The organism is Puniceibacterium antarcticum (assembly GCF_002760615.1).
GTDB classification, from domain to species: Bacteria; Pseudomonadota; Alphaproteobacteria; order Rhodobacterales; family Rhodobacteraceae; genus Puniceibacterium; species Puniceibacterium antarcticum.
This window is the reverse complement of sequence record NZ_AWWI01000049.1, coordinates 1-17,470: the sequence shown is the minus strand read 5'-3', so window position 1 is coordinate 17,470 and position 17,470 is coordinate 1. Positions and strand designations below refer to the sequence as shown.

Here is a 17,470-nt window from a genome sequence, read left to right as displayed (position 1 = left end):
GCGGTCTGATAATAATTGCTTAACGCGCGGGCGACCCCCGTGGCGCAGCTGAAAGAGGCCGATTTTGAAACATGCAACACAGGGTCTGGACGGCATTCCGGCGACCAGTCCGCAGGGCAGTCCCCAGAACGGGCCACTGTCCGTCGTTCGCGTCGGCGCTGGCCCCGCGCGCGTCCGTCGGCGCCACCGGATCCTGATGCTGACCTTTCTGCTCTGGGTGATGATCCCGCTTGCGGCAACAGGCTGGTATCTGTTTGCCTTCGCCAAGGATCAATATGCCAGCAAGGTCGGTTTTTCTGTCCGCACAGAGGAGGTCGGATCGTCGCTTGGGTTTCTGGGCGGGCTTACCGAGCTTTCGGGCTCCTCCTCTTCGGATACTGATATCCTGTATGAATATATCCAGAGCCAGCAGATGGTACGCGCCGTAAACGCTCGGTTGGGCCTGCGCGACATCTATATCGTCCCAGATGATCCGGTCTTTGCTTTGGGCGAGGATGCGCGGATCGAGGCGTTGGCAAAATACTGGCAACGCATGGTCCGGGTGTTTTATGATCGCGGTTCAGGGCTTATAGAGGTGCGTGTTCTGGCCTTTGACCCGGTTGATGCAACGGCGGTGGCGGCAGCGATCTTTGACGAGAGCAGCGCGATGATCAATCAACTCTCAGCCATCGCACGAGCCGATGTCATGCGCTATACCGAAGAAGAGCTGGCGCGCGCTCAGGAACGACTCAAGACAGCCCGTCAGGCCACGACAGCCTTTCGCAATCGTACCGGGATTATCGATCCCAAGGCTGATATCCAAGGTCAGATGGGCGTGGTCAATGCGCTTCAGAACCAGCTTGCCGCAGGGCTAGTGGCCCGCCAAACTCTTCTGGACGGCGCCACCAGCACGAATGATCCACGGGTGACCCAACTTGACGGGCGCATCGCTGCGATCCGCAAGCAGATCGCCGAAGAGCGAAGTCAGTTCGGCGGCGTTGGGACGGATATTGCCGGGGTAGGGGCCTCGGTCGATGTCGGCGACGCCGCCTATTCCACCCTGCTGGAAGAATACGAGTCGCTTGAGGTGGATCGTGAGTTTGCCGAGAAGAGTTTCCTCGCGGCGCTGGCGGCGCGCAATGCCGCTGTGGCCAAGGCGCAGCGCCAGTCGCGCTATCTTGCAAGCTACGTGGCACCGACCCGGGCCGAGACGGCTCAATATCCCCGCCGCTTCGTGTTGATGGCCATCATCGGGGGATTTCTGCTGATCTCTTGGTCGATCGGGACGATGATATATTATTCGCTGCGCGACAGACGTTGATCGGCTAGGGAGACGGGCAGATGATCGAGATGCGCAACCTGTGCAAGACCTTTGTGCTGAACGGGCGGCGTAAGGTGGTGGCCCAGAATATCAACGCGGTTTTTCCAACCGGTGCCTCGGTCGCGATCCTGGGGCGCAATGGCGCCGGCAAATCGACCCTGATGCGCATGTTGTCCGGTGCGATGGAACCCGACAGCGGCGAGGTCCGCTCGACTGGAACAATCTCTTGGCCGGTAGGGTTTTCGGGATCCTTCAATGGGGACATGACAGGTTTGCAGAACACCCGGTTCATCGCTCGGGTCTATGGCGTGGACACGGATGAACTGGCCGATTTTGTCGCAGATTTTGCCGAACTGGGGCAGCATTTTAACCTGCCGATTCGGACCTATTCCTCTGGGATGCTGTCGCGCCTGGCTTTTGGCGTGTCTATGGGGTTGCACTTTGATACCTATCTGGTGGACGAGGTGATGGCGGTGGGCGATGCCGTCTTCAAGTCCAAGAGCGAGGCGTTGTTCAGGGAACGCATGCGTACCAGCGGCTCCATCATGATCACCCACTCACTGGGTGAGGTCTCGCGCATGTGCGACAAGGTCTGCGTGCTAGAAACCGGTCTGCTGGAGGTCTTTGACGATGTGGGTGCGGGCATCGCATTTTATCAGGAGCTGATGCGCCAGCCCCATCCGGACAGCGTCGCGTCGGGACGATGACACCGGCCTCCTTTCTTTTTCAAGACCCGTATGGGGCTGGGGAAAGGCTGTTAGAGCATTTTGATTTTATGGTGAAACACCGGGTATGGGTCACTGCCCTTGATTGAACGCGAAATCATATGCTCTTTGTCTCATATAAAACCCGAAACACCTAAAATCTCAACGCTGCGGTGTCTGCTTCAGGGTACTCTACCTCAGATTGTCAGGGGCTTCGGTTCTCATAAGCCTTGTCAGCCGTTCTGCCAGACGGTCCACCATTTCCTCTAGCGGCAGGCCCATGGAGGTAAGGTCAATGGCGCGTTCGGCAGCCGTGACAGGGTCGCTGTGCCAAGCCTGCGACAGCGCTGCCGCCAGAGCTCGGGCGGTGGGCTTTGCAGACAAGATCGCGGGGCTGAGCAAGCTTAGATCCTTTTGGGGGAAATGGTTGGTCACCACGCGCACGCCCGACGCCGCCATTTCTATTGGCGGATGGCTGGGATGGGGCGAATACATCAGCGACAGACCCAGATCGGTGCCTAGCAGATAGCCGGGATAAGCCTCCCAAGGCAGTTTGCCCAGACTTTCCAGGAGCACGCCGCCGGGCAGGCGCACCGGATCGTGGTGCAGCCCGATCGAGACGGGGGTGATGTCCTGCGCGCCCAGACCTTCGGCTGTGATAAACAGCGACAGTGCCTCGATCCCGGTGGTATACATGTTGCGCGCCACTTCGGGACGGCCATACAGCACCAGGCGGCGCGGGCCGATTGTTTCGCGCCGCACGCCGGCTGCATACCGCGCGATGTCGATGGCCGGGTGAAACGCCAGCCTGTCCGGTGTGGCAAAGCCAAAGCCCTGACGCGCAAAGTAATCCCGCAGCAGGGTGGTGTTGAACACCGGTTCAAAATCGAATCCGTAGCTGGCCATAGCATCGGCATATTCCGGTCCCCAGGCGTAGAAATTCGGCTCGAAATCCTGGAGGATATAGACGAACCGTTCCTGCGTGTAGCCATGCTCACGGATCAGCGTATCGGCCAGATGCGCACTCCACCAGGCGGTGGAGAGAAAGACATCGTCCCGGTGCGCCGATAGCGTGCGGCCCTGTACGCCGCAGTGGAGCGAGATGCGCGCCGCAGCCTCGGGGGTGATCCCCGGTAAGCGCTTCAGCACAAAGCTGCGCGAAACGGCGACGGAAGAGACCGGCAGGTCGGTCGCGACAAAGCGCACTCGGAACCCGCGCGCCGCCAGCCCCAGCCCGATATCGAGCGCCGTGACGATGCCCGCGAAGATCTCGGTCGGGTTCAGCGTTGGCACCAGCACGGTCAGCGCCGGGGCAGGGGCGTCGAAGAGGGGCTGCCAGCGGGAGATCTTGCGCAGATCGATCAGCGTGTCGTGATCCAGTGGCTTCAGGGTTTGTTCGATGGCGTCCCGCGCCGGTTTCGGGAAAAGGCCGGGAGACATCGAATAGAGCCGGGTATCGAAAGCGCTGATCGCCTTGTCCAGCCCCGGTCCCAGCGCCTCGCGCAGGGTCCAAAGGGTGCGGCCCAGAGCCACCACTGCAAATCCCGCGGCGATGCGCGCCAGCGCCAGATGGCCCGTGAAGGCCAGTTTCGCGCTGTCGCGGACATGCTGGCCCATCCCGCACGTGCGGCGCAGATAGGGCCGCAGAGGGTCGGGATGTGCATCCCCGGCGGGCAGCCGTCCGTCCCCTACCGCATCCGAGATCCGGTTTCGAGCGGAGTGTGCCAGGTAGCGTGCCAGCGCATAGGCCGCAGCCTCGTGGCGGATCCACATGCCATCGGGCAGGGCGCGTTTGCCTGCGCGCAGCCAGCCCTTCTGGCGGTCCACAGCGCCAACGGCATTGGTGCCGTGCTGGCGGTAGTCGACAAGTTTCGCATCGATCAGTCCGACACCGCCGGTGGCCGCAGCGATCAGCCCCAGCCAGAGGTCGTGATAATAATGCACGCCGGACTGCGGCGGAAAAGGCAGGGCTACCCGCGCCACCCGCGCCCGCATGGTCAGCGTCATGCCGGTGATGTTGTTGCGATAAAGCAGCCCGCGCAGACTAGGATGGCGATGGCGCCGCTCAAACCGGAACATTGAAGCATGCCAGACAGCACAGCCATCCGGCCCCACCAGTCGCGCATCCGAATGCACCAGTTGCAGGCCCTTGTTCGACAGCGCGGCCACGCCGCGCGCCAGCCGGTCATCCTGCCAGATGTCATCCTGATCCGACAAGGCGATCAGCGGTTCAGGATCGCTGGGCGCGGTCAGGACCGGGATCAGGTCCAGCGCCTGAACCAGCCCCGCCTCAACCGCGCGCACCGCATCGAGATCTGTGTCGCTTTCCAGGCAGGTGCAGGGCAGATCTAGCTCTGCCGCAAGGTCGCGCACCAGATCGCCGGAGAGCATGTCGGCAATCACCGCCACCAGATGACGGGCTCTATGGCTCTGTGCTGCGATCGAGGCCAGCTGCGCGCGCAGATGCGCCGGTTGCGGCCGGTAGACGGCCATTACGATCAGGATCAGCGGCGGTTTGGTCTGGGTCATGGCATGTCCTGTTTTTCGCCCTGCATCCAGTAGGAGCTCAGTATCCGCATATCCCGCTGGCCTATCACCCTATCTCCGGCCGCAAAGTCCCGGCCCCGGCCTTCCGGCGAGAAGAACATCGGATATGGGAGTTTCCTCCGTCTTTGACGGCTTTGGCATATGGCAAAGCCTTCGTCCGGACCGTCAACAGAGGTCTTTTGGCTCTGAACACCGCGGTCTACTGTCCGCATAAATCCGCGGTGACCCGTCACAGGGGGCGTGAAAACCGGCAGCCATATTACGGCAATGCCATAAAATGCATTTTTCAAAGCCAGGAGGCCTTCCTTATGTCCGCCAAATTCGGAACCAGCGGTCTGCGGGGTCTTGTTGTGGAACTGACCGATCAGATCGTGACCGACCATCTGCGCGCCTTTCTGTCGGTCTGTGATGTTGGGGGCACGCTTTATGTAGGCCATGACCTGCGCGACAGCTCTCCCGCTCTGGCGGCAGTGGCCCGCGCGACCGCGCTGGATGCGGGGGTAGACGTCGTGTTTTGCGGCGCGCTGCCCACACCCGCGTTGGCTCTGGCAGCGCTGAAGGCTGGGGCCGGGGCGCTGATGGTGACCGGTAGCCACATCCCCGCCGATCGCAACGGTCTCAAGTTCTATACCAGCAGGGGCGAGATCACCAAGACCGATGAGACAGCGATTCTGGGCGCCCTGGGCCAGCCTGCCTGGGGTCTGAGTGCCGAAGAAAGCGAAGGTACCGAAGCCACGGCCCGCTACCGTGATCGGTTCCTCAGTGCCTTTGGTGCCGACGCGCTGCGTGGCGCGCGGGTCGGTGTCTATTCCCATTCGGCCGTGGGCCGCGATCTGATGATCGAGATCCTGCAGGGGGTCGGCGCTGAGGTGATTGAGCTTGGCCGGTCCGACATCTTCATCCCCGTCGATACCGAGGCAGTGGATGCTGCCACCCGCGCGCAACTGCGCGCCTGGTCGGTCGAACACGACGTCGATGCCATTGTCTCTACCGATGGCGATTCCGACCGCCCGCTGGTCAGCGATGCCACGGGCCGCGTGGTGGTGGGGGATGTTCTGGGCCAGATCACGGCGGTGCTGCTGGGGGCAGAAGTGGTTGTCACCCCGGTCTCCTCGAACAGCGGAGTCGATTTGGGCGGGCGTTTTGCCGAGGTGATCCGCACCCGCATCGGCTCTCCCTTCGTGATCGCCGCGATGGAGGACAAGGCCGGGACACAGGTTGTCGGTTACGAGGCGAATGGCGGATTCCTTCTGGGCTATGATGCTGCGGGTCCCGCCGGGACGCTGCCGATGCTGATGACCCGCGACAGCATGTTGCCCATTCTGGGCGCGCTTTACGCCGCGCGGGCTGGTGACGGGATCGACCTTGCCGCCCGTGTGGCGCTGGAACCGGCGCGCTTCACTGCCGCCGACCGGCTGGAAAACGTGCCGCTCGAGCGGTCGCGCGATCTGGTCGCGCGGCTCTCTGGTGACAGTGCGGTGCAGGACGATCTGCTGGGGCGCCTGAATCTCGGGCGCGCAGTGGAGCTGGACCAGACTGACGGGATGCGCCTGACCTCTGAGACGGGCATGGTGATCCATATCCGCCCCTCGGGCAACGCACCGGAACTGCGGCTCTATGTCGAGGGCGAAGATCAGACTTCGGCATTTGCGACGCTGGACAAGGGTCTGGATGTGCTGCGCGACTTGCTGAGCCGCTAGTTCAGGGCGAGGGAGGGATAGGCCGGGCATCACCACCTCAGTTCAACCAAACCCGGATGGCCTGAGCCACCGGCTGATCCGGCGCAGCGGTGCAGTCACCCGCCACGAGGTGCTGGCAAGAAGCGCGTCACATGCGATGCGTGCCGCCTCGGCCTCGGCCATCTGCGTGTCGCGGTCGCGCTGAAGGGCGGCTTTCTGCTGTGCCTCGCGGTTCTCGACCGCGACGAGGATCTTGGACAAGGCTGCGATTTCCGTGGTTAGGCGCGTGACGCTGGCCTCGGCGGTGCGGTTGCGCGCCAGGGCTTTTTCGCTCTGGGCCTGCGCCGCCTGCTGCTGTTCTTCCAGTGCTGCCTGCGCCGCTTGCTGCTGCTCTTCCAGTGCTGCCTGCGCCGCGCGCGCGGCGGACATCCAGTCTTCGGCCTCAAGCTGACGCTGTGCAAGCGCGCTCTGCAGTTCGGAGATCGTGTTGTGCTGTACCCGGACCTCCTGGCTGGCCCGGGCTAGAGCCTCGGCTTCCTCAAGGTGCGCCGCCTCTGCTCTACGGGCCGCCTCTTCAAGCTGCGTCTTCTCCTCGGTCAGGGCCGCATGCGCCTGCTGCCCGTCGTCCAGCGCCTTCTGACACGCGCCCAGTTCGGTCCTTACCTCGGCAAGCTGGGTTTCGGCTTTGCCGACCGTCCTGATCGCGGCACGTCCGGTCTCGATCAGCTGGGCAAAGGTCGGCGCGCTGTGGTCAAATTCCCGCGCGATCTGGTCAAGCCTGGGATAGTCGGCGCTGTTTTCGCCCCCCTCGGCCCATTCCTGCAGAATGGCATAGGTCTTGCGGATCCATTCGGAGGCGAAGGGGTTTTCAAGAAGCTGTTCTTTTGGCCGCAGATGATGGCGCAGCGCGGGCATGAGAAAGGCGCCGATATCCGCAGCCGCACGGGCTGAAAGCCGTGGCCATCCCAACCCGAGGTCGCGGGCGATGCGGTCTGTCAGCCCGGCCCAGTTCTGCATCAGCTGGTCATAGGAGAGAAAGCTGCGCGGCAACCCGCGGCTGTCGCGCTCGGCGCTTAGAACATGGCGCAGCCATATGAGCTGGGCAAGGTCCTCTTCCATCCCGTCCCGTGTGCGCAGAGAGTTTGCCACGTCAAGCGGGTTGCGGTGGATATGAACGACGACCGGACGGACATCTTCCGCCTCAAGCACCCCCGTCCAAAAGGGCAGAAGGCGGCAGATGCGCGGATCCTTCATCACGAAAAGATGGGATTTGGCGAATTCGCCGTGGACCAGTTCGGCTGCGGGTGCGGCAAATTCCTCGGCGCGCGGTGAGTCAAACCAGGTCGGGTTGAACGGCTGCCAGTCACTCCACCCTGATCCGCCCGAAGCCAGGATGTCGTCATTGAGTTGGCAGATCGCGGCGGATTCAAAAAAGCCCTTGGGGTTTGTCTCATGTGCGGACATGAGCGTTGCAGGCAGATCACAGCCGAGCTGCGCCAGAACCCCCCCGAGCGCCGAGGTTCCGGAGCGATGCATCCCGAGGATGACGACGGCGACGCGGCGCTTGTCCTGTTTCGCGGCGGGTCTCTTTGGGGTCTTGGCCATTACCCTGTCACTCCTTGTCACGCCCTGTTGCAGGCTCTGTGCCCGATCAGCACGAGACAGATTGAAATCTTCAATCCCGTTAGGCTCTTCTGACCACATTGGCTTCACCAAGCCCGTTAAGCAGATGTTTCTTAATCTCCCGTTAACCAGATAATTCCTAATCTCTGGAAAATACGAACCCGCCCCTGGCAGCCGCTGCGAACTGTCGACAAAGCAGACATTCAGGTCATTTCTGTCCCATGACATGAGCATATTTCCAAATGAAAAATTCAGCTGAACCCCTTGCTCTGGCTGACGCTGATCCCGACCTGGATGCGGCTTGGTATGGCGCACAATTCCCCGACGTCGCCCTGAGCGGTCTCTGTCCGGCAGAACACTGGCACCGCATCGGACGCCACATCGGGCGCCCGAAGGGTCCCGCGACAGCCAGAGGCCACGTAGAACCGCAGCCGTCATTCGAGATCCTGGGCGAACACGTATCGAGCCACCGCGGCCCTGCGGTTACCCTTGAAGAGAAGGAGCACCCTGTTCTGCAGTTTAAGGGCAGGCTGGCCGTTCATCTGCATCTTTTCCATCTCGATATGCTCTTTCAGTACCAGATCTGGCTTGCGTCGATAGAAGCTCCCTTCGACCTTTATGTAAGCGTCGCCGAGGCGGATGCGGCAGGGCCGTGCGAAGCAGCCCTGCGCAGCCTGCCGGGTCTCCTGCGCCTTCATGTCGAGCTTATGCCCAACCGGGGACGCGACATCGCCCCGATGGTTGTCGGCTTTGGGCCGCGTCTGGCCGGATATGACCTTGTCGTCCATTTCCATTCCAAGAAAAGCGCCCATACCGCCGCGAAGCGGGACTGGGGCCTGCATCTGGGGCACCACCTCTTTCACTCAAAAGCGCATTTCACCCAGATTCTGAATCTCTTTGCCGATACCCCCGGCCTTGGACTGGCCTTTCCGGTCTATCATCCGAGCGTTAGCGAGCAGATTAAATGGGGGGGCAATTTCGCGCGTGTCGCAGAGGAAATGCTGCGGCTTCTTGGGGCAGAGTCCTCCCCCTTAACGGAAGCCGACCTGCTCCCATTTCCGGCCGGGTCCTTCTTTGTCGCTCGGACGGAGGCCATCCGGCCCCTGCTTGCGGGGGGCTTCACCTTGTCGGAGTTTGAAGCCGAAGAAGGACAGGTTGACGGGACACTGGCCCATGCCATCGAGCGGATGCTGCCGCTCGCCACTGCCCGGCGCGGCTTTACCTTCCGCCAGATCCGCGCCGAAAAACCCCATTCGCTGTCGCGCAGCTATCTTAACGGGCCGCGCTATACCTCTGATTGTCTTCGCAGACTTGAGACGGGTGAGATGGCCCATGTACCGAGCGTGCTCAATCCGGCCTTGGCCGGGCTCAGGATCACTTTCTTCACCTGCGCGACAGCAGGCTATGAGAGATCGCTTCCCTTCGAGAGCCTGGTGGACGGCGCGCGCTACGTCTTTTTCACCGATACACCCGGGTCTAGCCCAAGCGCGCAATGGGATCTGCGGCCCCTGGCGGTTCAGGGAGCTGATCAGATCAGGACTGCCCGCCGCCACAAGACGCAGCCGCATCTTGTCCTTGAGGATTGCGATATCGCGGTCTGGATCGACGGAAACATCGCCGCAACGGGGGATCTCACGCCGCTGATCGTGCAGACGCTCGGGGCCGGGGCGGCGTTTGGCGTGGTGCCCCATCCTTACCGCGCCAACGTGGCAGAGGAACTCTCGGCGCTGATCCACAACAGGATGGACGATCCCGGACTCATGCGAGCCCAGCAGGCGCGCTATGTCACCGAAGGGTTTCCCGATGATGGCGGGTTGACGGAAACCAACTTCATGGTGATGGATTTGCGCAGGCCCGAGACGCGACAGGCGCTCGATATCTGGTGGAGCGAGATCAAGGGCAACAGCCGTCGCGATCAGCTGAGTTTCGACTATGCCTGCTGGAAGGCCGGTGCCGCAAAGACATCGCTTATCGACACGGGGCTTTCGGTCCGGGCGGACCCGCGCTTTGCCTATCTCGATCACGGCGGCACGCGCCACGCCCATCTCGACCCTCTGCGCGAACTGGGCGAAAGCTTGCCCGGCCAGCTGATCCCCGACAGTGACCAGCTGAGAGTAGATGTGGTCATCTGCGTCCACAACAGCCCCGATGATGTGGCGCGCTGCCTGCATTCGGCGCGCCTTGCGCGCGACGGTCGTACACGGATGCTCATCGTGGATGACGGTTCCGCACCGGCGACACGCCGGGTGATTGCAAGGCATCTGGTGTCCTGCCCCTCTGACATCCTGATCCGACACGATATCGCGCTTGGCTACACGCGATCCGCCAATGCCGGGCTGAAAGCCTCTTGCGCAGATTATGTGATCCTTCTCAACAGCGACACGATTGTCCCCTCCGGCTGGGTGCGGGCTTTGGTGACGGCGGGCGAAGCCGATCCTGATGTCGGGATCGTGGGGCCGCTGTCCAATGCGGCCACCTGGCAATCGGTGCCTCTTGCCAAGGATTCCAGAGGCGATTTTGCGCTCAACGCGCTTCCCGAAGGTGTCTCGCTAGCCGAGGCGGCGCGCCTCTGCGAGCGCATTCCCGCAGCGGCGGTCTATCAAAGCCCGATTGTGAACGGCTTTTGTTTTGCGATCAAACGCCGGGTCATTGATGGGATCGGCTATTTCGATGAGGAGGCCTTCCCGCAGGGCTATGGTGAAGAGAACGACTATTGCCTGCGCCTCTCCGATATCGGCATGACCTGCGGCATCACGCTGTCTACCTATGTCTATCATGCCAAGTCAAAAAGCTTCAGCCACGAACGTCGGCTGGTGCTCAGCCAGTCTGGATGGGAAAGTCTGGTCCGCAAACACGGCGCGGAACGGCTGTCCTCGGCAGTCCGGGAACTGCAGGACCATCCTGCACTCGGGCTGGCGCGCAGCTGGTTTCCGGCGCTCACCTGCCGGCACGAACCCCGTGCCCAGGCGGTCGGCTTTTACCTGCCGCAGTTCCATCCGCTTGCAGTCAATGACCGCGCCTGGGGTCCCGGCTTTTCGGAATGGCGCAATGTTGTCAAGGCCGGTCCCAGATATAATGGGCATCCCCAGCCGCGTCTTCCTGGCGAGCTTGGCTATTATGATCTGCGCACAGCCGAAACGCTGGCGGCGCAGGGGCAGCTCGCCCAGGAATTTGGTCTCGCGGCCATGGCGGTCTATTACTACCGTTTCGGCAGCGAGCGGCTGATGGGGGCGGTGACCGACCGGTTGCTCTCGATGCCGGAGGGCGGGCCGAACTTCTTTTATTGCTGGGCGAACGAGGACTGGACACGCGCCTGGGACGGCAAGACGCACGAGGCGATCCTGCGGCAGGATTACAGCACGGATACCCTGTCCCTTTTCGCGCAGGATCTGATCGAGGCCAGCGCGGACAGCCGGTATTTCCGGATCGGTGACAAGCCGGTGGTGATGATCTACCAGCTCAACAAACTGCCGGACGCCCCGGGGACGATTCATTTTTTGAGAGAGCGTCTGCGCAAGTCTCTCGGGCTTGAGATGGTCCTGGGGACAACCTGGAATCCGGACTTCCGCCCGGAATGGGAAGAGCTTGTTGATTTTGTTGCCCAGTTCCCGCCGCATCGCACTCCGCGGCGCTCTGAACGCAGGCTGCTTGCCCGCGAAAGCCTTGCTGGGGCGAGCGAGGCCTGCGGAGATTTCTTTGAAAGCTATGACCAGGTCTCGGTACAGAGCCTTGAGGCGGTCGACAGCTTTCCAAAGCTTGCCCCCGGCATCTGTCCGGACTGGGACAATTCGCCCCGACGCGCCCGGCAGGCCAATATCCTCGTGGGCTCCACCCCCGGGAAATTCGAGGACTGGACGCGGCAGGCTGCCCTGCATGCCATCCGCAAGCACCGCGACGGCCAGCTTCCCGCCCCGCTAGTCTTTGTTAATGCCTGGAATGAGTGGGCGGAAGGCGCTGTCCTTGAGCCCACCGAAAAAGACGGACGGGCCTATCTTGCCGCCTTGCGTCGCGGGCTCTTTGCGTCGGGATGATCGTCAACCAACATGCCCTCGTTCCGGGCCTGCGTACCTCTGCAGTTCTCCCTCTTTGTGCAGAGAAGGTCCGGCCGCGATTGTTTCGGTTTTTCGGCTGGACCCATATCGATGGATCTGTCCCATAAGAACACAGGATCAGCTAAAGGCCATGGCTTGCAAGACGTAACTAGGCTCCAGACCAATTGATTTCACGCTTTCGGCGTGATTCAGGATCCGCAAAGGAGACCTGATCGATGAGCAACTTGTTCTGGCTGACCGAAGCGCAGATAGAGCGCCTTTGCCCCTTCTTTCCCAAGAGCCATGGCCGCCCACGCATGGATGATCTGCGGATTCTGAGCGGCATTATCTTCATCAATCGCAATGGTTTGCGGTGGTGCGACGCACCGAGGGAATAGGGACCAGCGAAGACCCTCTACAATCGCTGCAAGCGCTGGAGCGATGACGGGGTTTTCGCCCGGATCATGGTGGGCTGGCCGCCGAGAGCACTGATCCCAAGACAATCATGATCCCCTCTTGTCTTATGAATAAGTCGGCTCCTGTGCGAGATTGGAGCCGCTGCCCGGCGTGGCATTTTACCCGGCAGTGGCGGGGGTCGGGCCGTTACCCTCTTGGCCGGTGTGTGCCGTCTATTAGTATGGTCGCACCCGTCTTTTCTACTGACCTGAACGGATACTTAGGCCCCGTTTTCAGCGTTGGGCCCGCATGACAAGACAAGGTGAGGAAAAGACAGTGACTGATACCATTGGACTCGATATTTCCAAAGACCGGATGGACGCCTAATGGCTTTCCAATGACGAGCACCACACTGGCGAATCTCGGTCTGAAGCGTTTTCTGATGGCGTATTTTTTGCCTGTGATCAGGGGTGTGTCGTTTGTGCGAAGGCGGCGGCGCAGTGTGCAGGGAAACAGTTCGTGTTCAGAATCCATCTCGACGGTCGGCACCAGCCCCAAAATCCGCAACATGTGCCCAGTGTAGTGTAGTCTGCGGTTTTGTCATACCTTGTGGCTATGCGTTTGAATTCTTAAAGTTTCTGAAAGTAGTTTTTCACCAGATGCCGTCATTTGTATTTCTCTTCATCGCGGGGCGCAGGGTGTTTGCGTCCTTTTCTGGCGGGAATGACGTGCTCGATGCCACGTGACGTCAACATTTCCCGCAGCCAATCCGCGTCGTAAGCCCTGTCGGCGAGGAAGGCTGCGCAACTAGGGCCTGTGGACAATCATCTTGAGGCTATGAGTGCTGCGACGAGGTTCCAACACGCTGCGTAGCTGCAGTCGGTTTTGTCGTACCTTGTGGCTATCCCTCTGAACTCTTTGATCTTTGCGAAGTAGTTTTCCACCAGATGCCGCCATTTGTAGACCTCCACGTCATAATCACGCTGGATTCTGCGGTTGGCTTCGGGAGGGATCACAGCGGTTGCACCGCGCCGGTCGAGGTCTTGCAACAACCAGTCCGCATCGAACGCCTTGTCCGCCAGCAGTGCGTCAAAAGAAACGCCTTTGATCAACGGCGCGACGCCTTTCATATCATGCGCTTGTCCCGGCAGCAGCAGGAAGCGCACCAGATTGCCGAGCGCATCCACTAACGCCACGATCTTGGTCGTCAGCCCGCCGCGCGAGCGTCCGATGGCTTGAGTTCGAGCCCCCCTTTTGCGCCGGTTGCCTTCTGGTGAACCTGAACGATGGTTCCGTCGATGAGCGCGTATTCGAGGTCGGGGTCTTCGCTCATGGCTTTGAAAAGACTCTCGAATACTCCGGATCTGGCCCACCGGCGAAACCGCCGGAACTGGCTGTTCCAGTGACCAAAGGCAGGCGGCAGGTCGCGCCAGGGCGACCCTGTGCGCACCCGCCAGAAAACCGCTTCCAGAAACAGGCGATTGTTCTTTGCCGTGACTCCGGCATCGCTGACCTTACCTGAAAGATGCGGCTCAAGCCGCTGCCACAAGACGTCCGACACCACAAACCGATGCTCGTTCATTCAAACCTCCATTTTGGAAGTTTGAATCAGAAATCAGGCCCAATGGGAATCCTGAATGTCCACGGGCCCTAATCCCTTCCATCAGCCCACTGACCCCGTCGTTTCGCTGCGTTGACCGGGCATCACGCTGAAACGGACGAGGTTGCCGAGCCCGTCCACCAGCGCCAGTATTTTGGTGCTCAACCCACCGCGGGACCTGCCTATAGCCTTGCTTTGAGTCCCCCTTTTGCGCCCTGACCGTGACGGTGGACTTTGACGATCGTTCCGTCAACCATGACGTATTCCATGTCCGGCTCACCGGACAACGCCTCAAAACTTCTTTTGAAAACATCGGCTTTGACCCAATCCCGAAACCGTTTAAAGATGGTGTTCCATTTGCCGAAATGCGGTGGGAGATCCCGCCAGGGGCTGTCGGTGCGGGCAATCCACAAAACCGCTTCAAGAAACAGTCGGGCATCACTGCCCGTGCGACCCAGGTCGGATTTCTTACCCAAACAACGTGGTTCCATAAGCGCCCACATCCGATCCGTGATGACAAAACGATCTGATCGCATTCAAAACTCTCTTTTGGAAGTTTGAATCAGAAATCACACCGATGGGGAATCCTGAATCTCAACAGGACCTAGGCGATAGAGGCGGGCCGGGCAACGGAGGCGATGCAGGCTACTGGTTCTTGAAGGTCACACCGTCGCGCGGCGATCCTTCCTTATAGCCCCGGCCGGTGATCCGGTTCTTTATGGCCGCAAGGTCCCCTTGCAGGCCAAGTGTTTCGGACAACTCCTGCAGAAAGACTGCGGGGATATGTGACGCTTCGTCCATATTCACGATGATCGACGGCGTTTCCGTGTCCTGAGACAACAATTCAATGGCCTGAATATAGCGTGTGCCGATGGTCAGCAGATCGCGCAGGGTGCCGTCGAACTGAGCTTCCCGGCGCTGCACGGAACGGGCGATTCCCATTGGATTGCGGGCACAAACTACAAAAATCGGATTGCGCAGATGTTTTCTGAGCGCAGGGATATGTTCAGAGGCACGGGGCAGCTTGAATCCCCATCGCGTGTGGCTGGCATTTCGGTCTGCCACCAGATCCACAAACTTCTTTCGGTTGGTGAGCGAGACAGGCAGCCAGGTTGCGGGCGGAATGGCACCCAGAAAATCCTGATCTTCGAAGTTCTTGGCGCCAAGGTGATGGCCGATGAAATACCCCAGTTCGTAGATGCTGAACGCCACAAGCGATGTCATGCCCCGGGGAGAGCCGCACACAACCAGCGTTTCGTTTCCTATGCGGGACTGGAGCTGTCTGGGATTGATGACGGTCAGTGTCCTGAGGATTTCGAATTCTGGGTTCATTTTGTTCAGTATGTCTTTGGTTTCAGACGGGTCTTGCGTCATGATTGGGCCGTGTTTGGCAGGGATGGGCGGTCGATGCGGGCAGGTGTCTTGGCAGGTCAGTTCCGAACCATCCTCATTTCGCCAGGGATTGTCAAAGCAGGGCGAGGGTTTGCCCGAGGTTCGCATCCGCAGAGCCTGCGGGCGCGCCAACGCTAGGTGGAAATGGTTAAGAAAGATCCCGCCCCGTCAGAACGACAGGCCATCGCGCAGTTTGTTGAGCGGGCCGCGCAGGGTCTGCACCGCTAGGCCGATGGCGCGGGCGGCAGGGATGCTTGCGGGGCTGTCTGCGGGCCAGAGCCTTGCCCGATCTGCCGGATCGACAAGGGTGGCAGCAAAGGCACGTCCTAGGGCCTGTTGAGATTCAGCGTGCGTTTATGATTCCGGCTGAGATGTAGATCATGGCGGAGAAGCTCTGGTCGGTCTTGTCACACTAAGCGATTCTCGGTCTGAAGCGTTTTCTGATGGCGTATTTTTTGCCTGTGATCAGGGGAGTGTCGTTTGTGCGAAGGCGGCGGCGCAGTTCATCGAAACCAGTTCTGAACCACGACTTTGAACAGTACCCGTGCTTTTTCCGGGCGAGATATTTTGACCCCATGAGCCTGGAAGCTGTGTGACATGCCATGGCGAGAGCGATCGCGCAGACCTCCATCAGAAGGCTCAACCTTTTGGAGAGTTGCATCCTCGTATCCTCGAGGTTTGGCCCCTTTGTTTTGCTGTCAGCAAACATGCACTCGATGAACCAGCGCCACCGCTAGTATCGCAGGATGCGCGATCCACGAAGCGGTTCGGAGCAGGCAACGATGAGCAACTCACCTCCTTTGATACGCCTTGCGCCAAAGTGCAGTTCAAGGGCCGACTGATCTGCCTTGGCTGGCAGGGTTGCAGTAAAGCCGTGCTCACCCTTGCAGCGTGACAGGTAAGACCGCAGCGAGTATTCGCGCCGGCTTTGTTTCACAAAGCGGGTGAGGGATTCATGTCGTGAATCCGGTGTGGTAGCTGGCCCGCATGAGCAAACCGACATCACCGACCTACAAGACGACGAACTGGGCTGATCACAACGCGGCGTTAAAGCGCCGCGGGTCACTGACGATCTGGTTCGACGCCGAGATGGACTGGGATGCCAAACCCTCCCGCAAGAGGGCCAGATCGCGGACCTTCAGTGATGCCACGATCCAGACTTGCTTGACCATGAAAGTGCTTTTCGGGATGGCGCTTCGCCAGACAAAGGTCTTCGTCGAGAGCCTGCTGCGGCTGACGGGTCTGGACTGGCCCGTGCCTGACTTCAGCAGCATCTGCCGACGGCAAAGGACGCTTGCAGTCAACATCCCGTATCGCGGCGCGAACGGCCCGCTACATCTTCTGATCGACAGCACCGGCATCAAGGTCGAAGGGGAAGGCGAGTGGAACACCCGCAAGCATGGCGGCCCCAAACGGCGCGTCTGGCGCAAGATCCACATCGGTATTGATGAGCAAACGCTGGAAATCAGAGCAGTCGAGATCACGGGTAGCAACACCGGGGATGCACCGATGCTACTTCATCTACTCAACCAGATCCCGCACGATCAGGAGATTGGCAGCGTGACCGCGGATGGCGCATACGACACGCGCCGATGCCATAACGCCATCCACTGCCCGGCAGTGCATGTTTACATGCATGAGAGGGGCCGATCGTGGAACCTCTGCGGTCATCCCACCGCGAAAAAATGCCCAGCCATGGAAGCCAACCACCGCCGGCGCCATCGCCAGGAACGACGCGCTGCGTGCATCAAGATATCTGGGCCGCGCACTCTGGCGGAACTCGAGCGGCTACCACCGAAGAAGCCGTGCCGAAACAAAGATGCATTGTGTAAAACTGCTGGGCCAGCGGCTAATGGCGCGCGACTTTGACCGCCAGGTCGCCGAGGTTCAGGTGCGCGTTGCGATCCTGAACGGCTACACCGCCCTTGGCATCCCCATCACCAAGGCCATTGGATAAACCCGTCTGGGGAAAGGGGAGCCCCGTCCGTCAGCTGATTTGTGCATGTATGGATGCCCCTGTTGATGCAAGTGATTTTCGAACGGCGCAAGCGTGTGATCGGGTGCGGTCAGGTATCAGGCCTCTGTGTGCGGCGCTGATGTGACCGCAGGCTGGCATGGCGATGCGCGGACCGGAGGTCCCACGCCCGGCATGGTCTGTGCGCGGCGCACCACTTCGGCTTTTTGGGCGGCACATCTCA

The 17,470-nt window shown here is 60.6% G+C and carries 9 protein-coding genes and 3 pseudogenes; 7 read left to right on the top strand and 5 right to left on the bottom strand.

The genetic code is table 11. The annotated features are described in order from the left end of the window. Nucleotides 1-64 precede the first annotated feature (64 nt). On the top strand, nucleotides 65-1,300 hold the full coding sequence (locus P775_RS06425; RefSeq protein WP_245875596.1) for a KpsE/RkpR family capsule polysaccharide export protein: 1,236 nt from the start codon (nucleotides 65-67) through the stop codon (nucleotides 1,298-1,300). A 20-nt stretch (nucleotides 1,301-1,320) separates the two neighbouring features. Further along, complete coding sequence (locus tag P775_RS06420; RefSeq protein WP_099910207.1) at nucleotides 1,321-2,007, top strand: ABC transporter ATP-binding protein; 687 nt, start codon at nucleotides 1,321-1,323, stop codon at nucleotides 2,005-2,007. A gap of 189 nt (nucleotides 2,008-2,196) precedes the next feature. Here P775_RS06420 and P775_RS06415 read toward each other — a convergent pair whose 3' ends face one another. Then, nucleotides 2,197-4,533, bottom strand: coding sequence for a rhamnosyltransferase WsaF family glycosyltransferase (locus tag P775_RS06415; protein WP_245875595.1), 2,337 nt, complete (start codon nucleotides 4,531-4,533; stop codon nucleotides 2,197-2,199). Nucleotides 4,534-4,859: 326 nt separating this feature from the next. On the opposite strand from P775_RS06415, the gene P775_RS06410 reads away from it, so the two are divergent. After that, nucleotides 4,860-6,251, top strand: a complete 1,392-nt coding sequence (locus P775_RS06410) for a phosphohexomutase domain-containing protein (protein WP_099910229.1) — start codon at nucleotides 4,860-4,862, stop codon at nucleotides 6,249-6,251. A 42-nt stretch (nucleotides 6,252-6,293) separates the two neighbouring features. On the opposite strand, the gene P775_RS06405 is transcribed toward P775_RS06410, so the two are convergent. After that, entirely contained in the window at nucleotides 6,294-7,835 is a 1,542-nt protein-coding gene (locus P775_RS06405) for a sulfotransferase family protein (protein ID WP_099910206.1), read from the bottom strand. 260 nt (nucleotides 7,836-8,095) lie between these two features. On the opposite strand from P775_RS06405, the gene P775_RS06400 reads away from it, so the two are divergent. Next, nucleotides 8,096-11,884 carry a glycoside hydrolase family 99-like domain-containing protein gene (locus P775_RS06400; RefSeq protein ID WP_099910205.1) on the top strand — a complete coding sequence of 1,263 codons (3,789 nt, stop codon included), beginning with the start codon at nucleotides 8,096-8,098 and terminating at the stop codon, nucleotides 11,882-11,884. Between the two features lie 236 nt (nucleotides 11,885-12,120). Further along, nucleotides 12,121-12,395, top strand: a pseudogene (locus P775_RS06395) (transposase); the annotation flags it as partial. Between the two features lie 709 nt (nucleotides 12,396-13,104). Here the strand turns inward: P775_RS06395 and P775_RS06390 are convergent. The 3 genes and pseudogenes from P775_RS06390 to P775_RS06380 all read right to left on the bottom strand — a co-directional run bounded on the left by P775_RS06390 (nucleotide 13,105) and on the right by P775_RS06380 (nucleotide 15,212). Next, a pseudogene (locus P775_RS06390) lies at nucleotides 13,105-13,862 on the bottom strand (IS5 family transposase). Nucleotides 13,863-13,955: 93 nt separating this feature from the next. Further along, nucleotides 13,956-14,416: pseudogene (locus P775_RS06385) on the bottom strand (IS5 family transposase); the annotation flags it as partial. A gap of 109 nt (nucleotides 14,417-14,525) precedes the next feature. Then, nucleotides 14,526-15,212: a hypothetical protein gene (locus P775_RS06380; RefSeq protein ID WP_143520834.1), complete on the bottom strand. Its 687-nt coding sequence runs from the start codon at nucleotides 15,210-15,212 to the stop codon at nucleotides 14,526-14,528. A 1,047-nt stretch (nucleotides 15,213-16,259) separates the two neighbouring features. Between P775_RS06380 and P775_RS06370 the strand changes: the two genes are divergently transcribed. Beyond that, nucleotides 16,260-17,141: an IS5 family transposase gene (locus P775_RS06370; protein ID WP_425439891.1), complete on the top strand. Its 882-nt coding sequence runs from the start codon at nucleotides 16,260-16,262 to the stop codon at nucleotides 17,139-17,141. Beyond that, nucleotides 17,092-17,229 (top strand): hypothetical protein, encoded by a 138-nt coding sequence (locus tag P775_RS29765; protein WP_425439890.1) that lies wholly within the window; start codon nucleotides 17,092-17,094, stop codon nucleotides 17,227-17,229. The genes P775_RS06370 and P775_RS29765 overlap by 50 nt, the downstream gene beginning before the upstream one ends. Nucleotides 17,230-17,470 lie beyond the last annotated feature (241 nt).

Excerpts from the sequence above, each read along its gene's own strand:
- P775_RS06420 (WP_099910207.1), top strand. The coding sequence starts at position 1,321 with ATGATCGAGATGCGCAACCTGTGCAAGACCTTTGTGCTGAACGGGCGG.
- P775_RS06415 (WP_245875595.1), bottom strand. The coding sequence starts at position 4,533 with ATGACCCAGACCAAACCGCCGCTGATCCTGATCGTAATGGCCGTCTAC.
- P775_RS06410 (WP_099910229.1), top strand. The coding sequence starts at position 4,860 with ATGTCCGCCAAATTCGGAACCAGCGGTCTGCGGGGTCTTGTTGTGGAA.
- P775_RS06405 (WP_099910206.1), bottom strand. The coding sequence starts at position 7,835 with ATGGCCAAGACCCCAAAGAGACCCGCCGCGAAACAGGACAAGCGCCGC.
- P775_RS06400 (WP_099910205.1), top strand. The coding sequence starts at position 8,096 with ATGAAAAATTCAGCTGAACCCCTTGCTCTGGCTGACGCTGATCCCGAC.
- P775_RS06380 (WP_143520834.1), bottom strand. The coding sequence starts at position 15,212 with ATGAACCCAGAATTCGAAATCCTCAGGACACTGACCGTCATCAATCCC.
- P775_RS06370 (WP_425439891.1), top strand. The coding sequence starts at position 16,260 with ATGAGCAAACCGACATCACCGACCTACAAGACGACGAACTGGGCTGAT.
- P775_RS29765 (WP_425439890.1), top strand. The coding sequence starts at position 17,092 with ATGCATTGTGTAAAACTGCTGGGCCAGCGGCTAATGGCGCGCGACTTT.